Annotated in this window: 8 protein-coding genes; 1 reads left to right on the forward strand and 7 read right to left on the reverse strand. The window is 72.8% G+C overall.

The genetic code is table 11. The features are described 5' to 3' along the window. The 7 genes from VR45_RS18545 to VR45_RS18575 all read right to left on the reverse strand — a co-directional run. The coding region (locus tag VR45_RS18545; protein WP_052709192.1) for an RICIN domain-containing protein at window positions 1-2,367 on the reverse strand (2,367 nt) is incomplete at its 3' end. Between the two features lie 42 nt (window positions 2,368-2,409). Beyond that, window positions 2,410-3,429, reverse strand: coding sequence for a LacI family DNA-binding transcriptional regulator (locus tag VR45_RS18550; RefSeq protein ID WP_045940907.1), 1,020 nt, complete (start codon window positions 3,427-3,429; stop codon window positions 2,410-2,412). 49 nt (window positions 3,430-3,478) lie between these two features. Further along, window positions 3,479-5,437 (reverse strand): glycoside hydrolase family 36 protein, encoded by a 1,959-nt coding sequence (locus tag VR45_RS18555; protein ID WP_052709193.1) that lies wholly within the window; start codon window positions 5,435-5,437, stop codon window positions 3,479-3,481. After that, window positions 5,434-6,282 (reverse strand): carbohydrate ABC transporter permease, encoded by an 849-nt coding sequence (locus tag VR45_RS18560; RefSeq protein WP_045940908.1) that lies wholly within the window; start codon window positions 6,280-6,282, stop codon window positions 5,434-5,436. Before VR45_RS18560 ends, VR45_RS18555 begins: the two co-directional genes overlap by 4 nt. Further along, window positions 6,282-7,223: a sugar ABC transporter permease gene (locus VR45_RS18565; protein ID WP_078896645.1), complete on the reverse strand. Its 942-nt coding sequence runs from the start codon at window positions 7,221-7,223 to the stop codon at window positions 6,282-6,284. The genes VR45_RS18560 and VR45_RS18565 overlap by 1 nt, the downstream gene beginning before the upstream one ends. Beyond that, entirely contained in the window at window positions 7,220-8,587 is a 1,368-nt protein-coding gene (locus VR45_RS18570) for an extracellular solute-binding protein (protein WP_107084215.1), read from the reverse strand. Before VR45_RS18570 ends, VR45_RS18565 begins: the two co-directional genes overlap by 4 nt. Before the next feature lie 258 nt (window positions 8,588-8,845). Continuing rightward, the gene (locus VR45_RS18575; protein ID WP_078896646.1) at window positions 8,846-9,868 is read right to left on the reverse strand and encodes a GlxA family transcriptional regulator; all 1,023 of its coding nucleotides are present in this window, start codon (window positions 9,866-9,868) and stop codon (window positions 8,846-8,848) included. Window positions 9,869-9,985: 117 nt separating this feature from the next. Between VR45_RS18575 and VR45_RS18580 the strand changes: the two genes are divergently transcribed. Continuing rightward, complete coding sequence (locus VR45_RS18580; protein WP_045940910.1) at window positions 9,986-10,624, forward strand: HD domain-containing protein; 639 nt, start codon at window positions 9,986-9,988, stop codon at window positions 10,622-10,624. Window positions 10,625-10,645: the final 21 nt, after the last annotated feature.

Below are 10,645 nucleotides of genomic sequence, written 5' to 3' on the forward strand. Positions count from 1 at the left end.
GTAGGTGTAGACGGTCCCGTCGACCGTGACGGTGCGGGCGGTCTGCGCGGCGCCGTCGACGGTGATGCCGCTGTGGGCGCCGGTGAACCGGGCGGTCCAGGTCAGGCTTCCGGCGGCGGAGGTGTTGGTCAGCGTCGACCGGGTGCCGCCGTCGTGGCGCAGGGTCACCGTGCCGGTGCCGACGGGGACGGAGCTCAGCTGCAGCCAGCCCATGTCGGCGGGCAGGCCGGAGGCGGTGGTGAGTGCCTGGCCGGCCGCGTCGGGCTGGACGCCCAACAGGCCCTGGACGGTCTGGCCGAGCAGCGTGAAGGCGATCTCGGGGTAGTCGCCGTTGAGGAAGCGCCCGCTGCTGTGCGTGGCACCGGCCCGGTCGTAGACGTAGCGCATCCACTTCCAGCCGTTCGCGGGCTGGTTGTGGGCGAAGAAGACGTCGGGCAGGTAGGTGGCGGCCTCCAGGTTCTCGGGCGCGCCGCTGCCGGAGGCCTGGGCGTCGATCCAGGCCAGGTAGTCGTTCTGCCGGGCGCCCGGGTCCATGATCCCCTTGAGCGGGATGAACCAGGAGTTCTCCTTGCCCCAGTCGCTGTACGCGGTGCCGTTGACGTCGTAGGCGCGCACCACCCGGCCGGGGTTCCTCGGGTCCACGCTCCAGGTGGAGTTGAAGTAGGACTTCAGGGTGGCGGCCTTGGCGTTCAGTCCGGCGGCCGTGGCGGTGTCGCCCTTGGCGGTGGCGAGCTCGGCGGCGGACAGGTAGGCGCGGTACTGGGAGGCGATGGCGTCGCCGGACTCGGCGAGCGTGGCACCGTTCTCGTTGTAGCTGGCGACGCCCTTGAAGATGTCGCCGCTGGTGGCCTGGGCGACGGGGACGCCGCCGTTGTCGATCGGGCCGGTGTGCCCGGTGATGTACGGGCCGACGGTGCTCGCGACGAAGCCGGACATCGCCGGGTCGTTCAGGTAGTCGGTGTCACCGGTCCAGCTGTACGCCTCGTTGATCTTCTGGGCGAGCTCGAAGGCGGCGGGGAGCTCGCGGACGAACGAGGTCGGGCTGCGGTAGTCGATCGACAGCGGGGTCTTCGCGTCGAAGTTGACGGCCCAGTACGGCATGTGGTCGGGGGCGCCGGCCGCCGAGGAGGCGAAGGAGCGGAGCATCGTCTTGGTGGCCCCGTCGAGGCCGAGCAGGTGGGCGCCGACCACCTGGTGGGCGAAGTCCCGCGAGTAGAACCCGGAGCGGTGCGGGTAGCCGGCCCAGTAGGAGGCGGCGTAGACGCCCTGGCCGCTGCCGCCGCTGTTGCGCTCGTCCGCGTTGAGCGGGCCGGTGGCGCCGGGCTGGGAGCTGAAGGAGTTGGCCTTGGCCCGGGCCCACTCGAACATCGCCGTGACGGTGGCGTCGGAGGAGGTGAGCCGCGGCGCGTTGGGGGCGGCGGGGGCCACGGTGACGTCGTCGACGTTGACCCAGCCGCCGGGCGCCGAGTCGATCGCCACGGTGACGGTGTCGCCCGCCGCCACCCGCACGCCGGACACGGTGTACTGGGCGTAGACGCGCTGCGAGGGGATCGTCACGGTGCCCGCGGTGGTGCCGTTGACCTGCACGGTCAGGGTGCCGCCGGCCGCCGAGGAGGCGATCCAGGCGCCGATGTCGTAGCCGCCGGCCTGCGGCGCGGTGGCGGTCCGGCTGATCCGGTAGCCGGTGCCGGCGTCCAGGTAGGCGGCCCGCGAGCCGCGGTGCGCGTTGTTCCCGGCGGTGCCGGTGTGGGCGCTGAACGTCCAACCGCTGCCGCCCTGTTCGAAGCCCGGGTCGCCGAACACCAGCGGGTCGGCCCGGGTCAGCAGCCACTGCTGACCGAGGCCGCCGTGGCAGGTGGACTGCTGGATCGGCGCGTTCGGCGTGGGGGCGCCGTTCGGCAGGTCGACGCAGAGCGCGCCGTTGGCGGGGTGGACCAGGAAGGCGCCGTTGGCCGCGCTCTCCAGGGTGAACTGCTCGTTGGCCGAGTCGTCGCAGGCGTACTCGATGAGCGCGGCACCGGGGGCGGTGGAGGCGCCCTCGACATTGAGACAGGACTGCGGGGCGGAGCGGTCGGCTATCCGGTAGCCGCCGCGGCCGTTGGGGGTGAACTGCCAGCGCTGGCCCAGGACACCCTGGCAGGGCTGCTGCACGACCGGGGTGCGGTCGGTGCCGGCGGCCCACAGGCCGCCCAGGCACTGGCCGCTGGCACCGGAGGCGATGGTGTAGGCGGCTCCGGCGGCCACCGGCTCGCCGGCGGCACGGGCCGCTCCGGCGGGGAGCAGGGTCAGGGCGCTCGCGGCGAGGGAGACCAGGCCCAGGTGGGCGTGGACGCGCGGCGCGCTGCGACGGGGAACGGGGTGGGGCAACGTATCCTCCGACATCGTTGTGGAAGGTGCGCCCCCGGCGGCTCAGGCTGGCGGCCGACGGGGACGGTGGGGGGCGGTCGTGCCGCGCACGACCACCTCCGGCTGGAACATCAGTTCGCCGACCGGGACCTGGTGGCCCGAGAGCAGGCCGACCAGCGCCCGGGCGACCTCGGCGGCCAGCCGGTCGACGGGCTGGCGCACCGTGGTGAGCGGGGGATCGGTGAACTCCATGAGCGGGCCGTCGTCGTAGCCGATCACGGAGATGTCCTCGGGGACGGACAGCCCCTGCCGGCGGATCGCCCGGATCGCGCCGAGCGCCATCTGGTCGCTGGCGGCGATCACTCCGGTGACGCCCTGGGCGAGCAGCTGCTCGGCGGCGAACTGGCCGCCCTCGACCGAGTAGGTCTGGTGCACCACGAGTTGCTCGTCCTCGCCGAGGCCGAGCGCCGTCATCGCGGCCCGGTAGCCGGCCACCCTCCGGTCGGTGGGGCGGTTGCCGACCGGGCCGGCCGCCATCGCGATCCGGCGGTGGCCGAGCCCGTGCAGATGGCGCACCGACAGCTCGGCCGCGTAGGCGTCGTCGGTGGAGAAGGCGACGGAGGGGCTGTCCTCGAACCGGCCGTTGATGCAGACATAGGGGACGGGGCGGTGTTCCAGCAGCTGGAGGACCTCGGGGTCGATGTTCTCCAGGGTGTTGCTGGCGGAGCAGAACACTATCCCGGTGGCGCCGAGGTCCAGCAGGGACTTCAGGAAGTCGCGCTCCTGCACGCCGCCCGGCAGCGCCGGGCAGACCACGGCCCGCAGGCCGTGCGGGGCCAGCGCGAGGCCGATCCGCTCCGCCATCACGCCGAAGATCGGGATCGACAGCCCCGGGGTGATCACCCCGACGATGCCGCCGGAGGCGGCGCCGCGCTCGTAGCCGACCTCTTCCATGGCGCGCTCGACCAGCTGACGGGTCTTCTGCGACACGCCGGCCTTGCGGTTGAGCACCCGGCTGACAGTGGCCACGCTGACACCGGCGTGCTGCGCGACTTCGGTGATCCCGATTTTCTCCTGCTCCACTTCCCTGCCCCCAATGCGTTGATCGTTTCGCCGGTCGGCCGTAACTATGTCATCCCGTGGCCTCGGTGACGTCGCACAGGCCGCCCGCCGGGACGGCGACCGAGTGCAGGCCCTCCGCGAGGTCCAGCAGCAGCTCGGGACGGGGCCGGCCGGCCGCGTCGTAGGGCTCGATCCGGACCCGGCGGGCGGGCCCCTCGACCTCCAGCAGCAGGCGGCCGGTGGTCGAGGCGTTCACCAGGGTGAGGGCCTGCCAGGGGCCGGTGGGCAGGGTGACCGGGCGCTCGTCGTAGGCGGTGACCACCCACTGGTCCCCGTGTCTCGCGGTGACCTGCGGGTACAGCTCGTCGGGACGGCCGGGCTCGTAGTGGCCGCCGGTCAGGGCGGGTGCGAGCCGGCGCCAGGTGGCCAGCCAGAACGCCAGCGCCTCGCGGTGCGGCGCGGGGAGTTCGGTGAGCCGGGCGGAGATCTGCGGCACCGAGTGGAGCGCGCCGTGGACCTGCCGGGCGAGCACCTCGGGCGCGCCCTCCGGGTCCCACATCAGCATGTCGGAGTGGACGGCCCCGCCGGGGGCGAGCATGGCGATGTCCAGGGTGCGGACCCGGTTGGCGACCGCGTCGGCCGGGCAGTCGATCGCGCGCAGCAGATTGCCGTAGGCGGTCATGGCCGGGCCGGTGTAGCGCTGGCGCAGCTCGATCACGAACTCGTCGCCGCGCAGCTCCCTGAGCTCCTCGCGCAGCAGGGCGAGCAGCAGCGCCATCGCCTCGCCGACGTCGGCGACGAAGCCCGGGCCGGCGTCCTCGGGCACGGGGGCCGCGCCGTAGGCCACGGCCTCGTCCAGGAAGTCGATCTTCAGTCCGTCCAGGCCGTAGTCGGCGACGGCGTCGCGGCAGACCCGGACGACGTGCTCGCGGACCTCGGCGTGGCGCGGGTCGAGGATCCGGCAGTCCAGCCGGTGCACGTAGTGCGGGGCGAACCGGGCCCAGGTGCGGTGGGCCTCGGCGCGCTCGCCGAGCAGCAGCGGGGCGATCCAGGCGGTGTAGCGCAGGCCGGCCGCCCGGACGGTCTCGACGTGGGCCCGCAGGTCGGGGAACTTGACCGGGTCGGCGGTCCAGTCGCCGCAGCCGGCGTAGCCCCGGCCGTCGCCGTGCAGCTGCCAGCCGTCGTCCAGGAACAGCTGCCCGCAGCCGAGTTCGGCCGCGAGCACGGCCTCCCGCTCGACGCCGGCGGCGGTGACGTCCTGGGCGAAGGCGTACCAGGTGGAGTAGACGGGGGTGCGGCCGAAGTCGGGCGTGGGCAGCGGGGTGCCCTCCGGCAGGGTGGCGAACCACTCCCGCAGGTCCCGCAGCGCGGCGGCCAGGGTCGCGCCGGGCGCGGCGAGCCGCAGCCGGAAGGTCTCCCCCGCGGCGAGCGGGAAGCGCAGCCAGACGCCGAAGCGCTTGTGCTCCTCGCTGACGCCGAAGCGCACGGCGGTCTGCCGGACGGTGCGGTCGGCGGCGAAGGCGAGCATGGTGCGCCCGGCGGTGTCGTACAGGCAGCCCACCGGGGCGGAGTCCACCAGGGAGACCGGGCGCCAGGGCGACCAGTCGGCGGGCAGGGTGCGCTCCCAGCCTGCGTTGGGGTGCCAGAAGCCGGCCGCGTCGCCGAGCGGGACGTCCAGGCGGACGGTCACCCCGGTGTCGGCGGTGGCGGTGATCCCGGCGGTGGCGGTGGTCCCCGCGGTGGCCCCCGCCGTGATCCCGGCGGTGGTCCCGGCGGCGTTCCAGGCGGTGTCGTCGACCTCGTGGGCCGTGTCGACGGTGCCGGGCGCGGCCTGGACGGTGATCCGGACGCCGTGCAACAGCAGTTCGTGCGTGCCGCCCTCCCACTGGTCCGGGGTGAAGGTGGGCAGCGCGGCGAGGTCGATGGAGCCGGTCTGCACGGCGGGCCTCTCTCGGGTCGGGGTCGGGTCGGAGGTGGCGCCGGGGTCGGTGCCGGGGGTGGTGCCGGGTTCCGGCGCTGCCGCGGTCACTGCTTGACGGCCCCGGCGAGCATCCCGGAGACGAAGTGCTTCTGCAGGAAGAGGAAGAGCACGGCCATCGGGACCGCCGCGACGGCGGTGCCGGTGAGCAGCTGGCCGTAGTCGACGTCGGAGCTGCCGGTGAGCGCGGCCAGGGCGACCGGGATGGTGTACGAGGCCGGGTCGCGCAGTGCGATCAGCGGCCACAGGAAGTCGTTCCACTGGAACAGGAACATGAACATGGCGAGCGCCGCGAGGGCCGGACGCATGGTCGGCAGGGCGATCCGCAGGAAGAGCCGCAGCTCGCCGCAGCCGTCGATCCGGCCGGCCTGGAGCAGTTCGTCCGGCAGCGCGCTCATGGACTGGCGCATCAGGAAGATGCCGAACGGCAGGGCCAGGTTGGGCAGCAGCACGGCCTGGTAGGTGTTGAGCCAGTCCAGGTTCACCATCATCTTGAACAGCGGGACGATGGTGAGCTGGGTCGGCACCACCAGGGCGAGCAGCAGCACGGAGAACATCAGGCCCTGGCCGCGGAAGCGGAACTTGGCGAAGCCGTAGCCGGCCAGGGTGCAGACGATCCCGCCGAGCACGGTGTAGGTGACCGACAGCATCAGGGAGTTGAGCACCACCCGGCCGAAGCCGACGGACTCCTCCAGGTTGCCGAGGTTGGTGCCCAGCTCACCGCCGGGCAGCAGCTGCGGCGGGCGGCCGAAGATGTCGTGCGAGGTGTGGGTGGAGGCGATCGCGAGCCAGTAGAGCGGTGCGACCGTGAAGGCGAGCAGCGCGAGCATCCCGGCGGTGAGCAGCACCTGGCCGCGGCGGGACGCGCGGAACGCGGGGCTGGTGGTGGCTGCCATCAGTCCTCCTCCTTGGCGAGCTTGACCTGGATGAGGCCGAACAGCGAGATGATCAGGACCAGCGCGTAGCCGATGGCGGACGCGTAGCCGAAGTCGAAGTACCGGAAGCCGGTCTGGTACAGGTACACGCCGATGGTGGTGGTGGCGTTGTCGGGGCCGCCGCCGGTCATGATGAACGGCTCGTCGAACAGCTGCAGGGTGCCGATGGTGGACAGCACCACCGTCAGCAGCAGGGCCGGGCGCAGCCCGGGCAGGGTGACGTGCCAGAACCGGCGCAGGGGGCCGGCGCCGTCGACGGCGGCGGCCTCGTGGTGCTCGGCCGGGATCGACTGGAGCCGGGCCAGGTAGATGACGGCGTTGTACCCGGTGTAGTGCCAGGTCAGCGCGAGCATGATGGACACCCGGGCCCAGAACGGGTCGTTGAGCCAGTGCACCTCGGGCAGGCCGACCAGCTGGAGCAGCCAGTTGGCGGCGCCGGAGTCCTGGTTGAGCAGGGCGCCCATCATCAGGCCGTAGGTGACCAGGCCGGTCACCACCGGCAGGAAGAAGCCGAGTCGGAACAGCGGCTTCCAGCGCAGCAGCGCCGAGTTGAGCGCCACGGCCAGGCCCAGCGAGAGGGCGAGCATGACCGGCACCTGGACCACCAGGATCAGCGCGGTGTTGCCGAGCGCCTTCCAGAACAGCGGGTCGTTCAGCAGCCGCTCGTAGTTGCCGAGGCCGGTCCAGGTCTGGGTGGTGCCCTCGGTCCGGTACAGGCTGAGGACGAAGGACCAGACCACGGGGTACAGCCGGAAGGCGGCGAACAGCGCGAGGGCGGGGAGGACGAACAGGTACGGCGCCAGGCGGGCGCCGCCGCCCCGGCCCGCCCGCCGGCGGGCCGGGGCGGCGGCGGGTCCGGGGTGGGGCCCGGTTCCCGCCGTCGCCGGTGTTGCGGTCGTCATGCCTGGGCCCTCAGGGTCTGCTGCACGAGCTGGTCGGCGGCGGCGCGCAGCACCGTGGCCGGGTCGGCGCCCTGGAGCAGGACCTTGGTCTGGGCGTCGTCGATGACCTTCAGCGCCCGGGCGTAGTCGGCGGTGTAGTTGGTCGGCACCGACGGCTTGGACAGCTCCTCCAGGAGCACCTCGGCGTACTTCTGGCCGCCGAAGTAGGCGCTCTCGGTGTGGAAGGCCGGGTCGTCGTAGGCCTTGAGCAGGGCCGGGAAGATGCCCTTGTTCTTGTAGATCGGGACCTGGGACTCGGGCCGGGTGAGGGCGAACTCGGCGAAGGCGAACGCCGCCCGCTGGTTCTTGCTGGAGCCGGCGACGGCCAGGTGGGTGGAGTTGACGATCGCCGAGCGCGAGCCGCCGGGGGTGACGGCCGGCGGGAGCATCAGGCGCCAGTTGCCGCTCTGGTCGGCGGCGAGGGACTCCATGTAGCCGCCGTACCAGGCGGGGTTGGGGCAGACGGCGACCTTGCCGGCCTTGACCGCGGAGTCGTAGCCGGGCGCGCCGGGCGAGCCCTGGACGTCGAGCAGCAGCCCGGCGTCGTTCATCTCCTTGATCAGGGTGAGCGCCCGGACGGCCTCCGGCGAGTTGATGGTGATCTTGCCGTCGATGTTGAAGTAGAACGTGCCCTGGAGCTGGAGCAGCAGCTGGAAGAGGTTGGCCGAGTCGGCCTGCGAGGCCGAGCGGTCCACGGCCAGCAGCGCGGTGCCGGTGGCCTCCTTGACCTTCTTGCCCGCGGTGATGACGTCGTCCCAGGTGGCGAGCGAGGCGGCGTCGACGCCGGCCTTCTGGAACAGGTCGTTGCGGTAGAAGAAGCCGCTCGCGTTGGCCTCCCACGGCAGGGCGTAGACCTTGGACTGGCGGGAGACGGTCTGCCACAGGCCCGGCGCGAAGGCGTCGGCGTACTTGTTGGCGCCCAGGGCGCCGAGGTCCGCGAGGCCGCCCGGGAACTTCTCGATGTAGCCGGGCAGGTAGTCGACGCCGATGTGCAGCACGTCGGCGAGGCCCTGGCCGCCGGCGGCCATCGCGATGGTGATCTTGTCCCAGATCGCCGGGTTGCCGATGTCCTGGACGGTCACCTTGACCTTGGGGTGGACGGCGTTGAAGGCCGGGATCAGGGCCTTGAGCTCCGCCGCCGGGTTCTTCCAGCTCCACACGGTGACCGAGCCGGACAGCTCGCCGGAACCGCCCGCGTCTCCCCCGCCGGAGTCGGAACCGCCGCACGCGGCCAGGACCGAACCTCCGCCGGCGGCCACGGCCGCCGCGCCGATCCCCTTGAGGAAGCCACGCCGACTCGGCCCGCCCACGATTCTGCCACCCATGTCCGGAGCTCCTTCGCTCTGCTCGGGACCGCGCCGCACGCGGCGGTCCCGACTGACTGCGACGCACCACCGATCGGTGCCGCCGCCGTCCCGCTGATCGCGGGAACGGGAGTGAATCTAGCCAGGCCATGAATGGTTAACAACAGTTTTCGAAAATTTTTCGTCGTACAGAGCGAAAACGTTACAACGAGATGATGGGACTGGCGCGGGCATGCCAAAGCCCGTGCCGCCGGTCGTCGGCGGCACGGGCGTCGCAGGTCAGCGCGGTGGGAGCTGGGCGGTGCCGAAGCGGCGGCGGTAGTCGGAGGGGGTGGTGCCCAGATGGTGGGCGAAGGCCCGGCGCAGGCTCTCGTCACTGCCCAGGCCGCTGCGCCGGGCGGCCGAGGTGACGCTGTGGCCGTCCAGCAGCAGCTGCTGGGCGCGGTCCAGCCGCACCCGTTCGACCCAGCGGGCCGGGGAGGTGCCCAGCTCGGCGCGGAACAGCCGGGTCAGATGACGGGTGCTGACCGCCGCGGTGGCGGCCATCGCGGGCAGGCCGTGGTCGGCCGCCGGGTCGGCCAGGACGGCCTCGGTGACGGCGCGCAGCAGCTCGCCCCGGGCCGGCGGGTCGGCCGCGGCGGTGGAGAACTGGGACTGGCCGCCGGGGCGCCGCATGAACACCACGAGTTCGCGGGCGATGCCCCGGGCGGTGTCGGCGCCGTGGTCGTCCTCGACCAGGGCGAGGGCGAGGTCGATGCCCGCGCTGATGCCCGCACTGGTGTGGAAGCGGCCGTCGCGCACGTGCAGGGCGTCGGGCTCGACGCGGACCTCGGGGTGGCGCCGGGCCAGCGCGGCGGCGTGCCGCCAGTGGGTGGTGGCGCGGCGGCCGTCCAGCAGTCCCAGCGCGGCCAGGACGAAGGCTCCGCTGCAGACCGTGGCCACCCGCCGGGCCCGCGCGGTGAGGTCCCGGGCGGCGGCGAGGAGTTCCCGGTCGGGCCCCCGGGTGGCGAGGTGGTCGGCCCCGACGATCACCAGGGTGTCCAGCGGGCCGGCGTCCGCCGGGGCGACGGTCCCGGCCAGCGCGACGCCGTTGGAGGCGGTGACGGTGCCGCCCCGGGGCGAGACCAGGACGGTCGGGTACGGGTGGCCGAGCGCGCCGGCCAGGTGGAAGACCTCCAGCGGACCGCTGAGGTCGAGCAGGGTCAGCTCGTCGAACACGAGGAAGGCGACCCGGCCGGGCGGGTCCTGCTCCGGCGTGCCCGGATCCGTCTTTCCCTGCTCGGTCGGGTCCGGATCCGTCATGTCCGGATCCGTGGTGCGGAGGGCCGAAAGGACATGGCGCCAGCCTACGCCACCGCGCGACAGTGGAGGAGTTCACCGAGAGAGCGTCGAAGCAAGAGCGGAAATGGGGAAGTCGAGATGAGCGAGACGATCGCCGGAGTGCGGATCCCGGACAGCGCCCTGGCCAGGGAGGCGACCGAGCTGGTGCGGGACGCGGCCTCGCCGCTGCTGTTCGACCACTCCCGCCGGGTGTTCCTGTTCGGGGCGCTGCGCGGCGCCGAGCAGGGGTTGGACTACGACCCGGAGCTGCTCTACGTCGGGGCGATGTTCCACGACCTCGGGCTGACCGGGCGATTCGCCCGCACCGACCGGCGGTTCGAGATCGACGGCGCCGAGGAGGCACGGCGGTTCCTGCACGCCCACGGCATCACCGGCGAGCCGGCCGACCGGGTGTGGACGGCGATCGCCCTGCACACCACCCCGGAGGTCCCGCTGCACATGGCACCCGAGATCGCCCTGGTCACCCGGGGCGTGGAGCTGGACGTCCTCGGCATCGGCTACCACGCGGTGAGCGAGGAGCAGCGCGCCGCCGTCACGGCCGCGCACCCCCGGCCGGACTTCAAGAACCGGATCCTCGCCGCGTTCACCGAGGGCATCAAGGACCGCCCGGCCACCACCTTCGGCAACGTCAAGACCGATGTCCTGGCGCATTTCGTCCCGGGCTTCGAGCGGGGTGACTTCGTCGAGGTCATCCTCGGCTCGGACTGGTCCGAGTGAGGCCGGCGCCCGCCGCATGAG

Origin of the sequence: Streptomyces sp. NRRL S-495, from assembly GCF_000966955.1 — a bacterium.
Lineage (GTDB): Bacteria > Actinomycetota > Actinomycetes > Streptomycetales > Streptomycetaceae > Kitasatospora > Kitasatospora purpeofusca.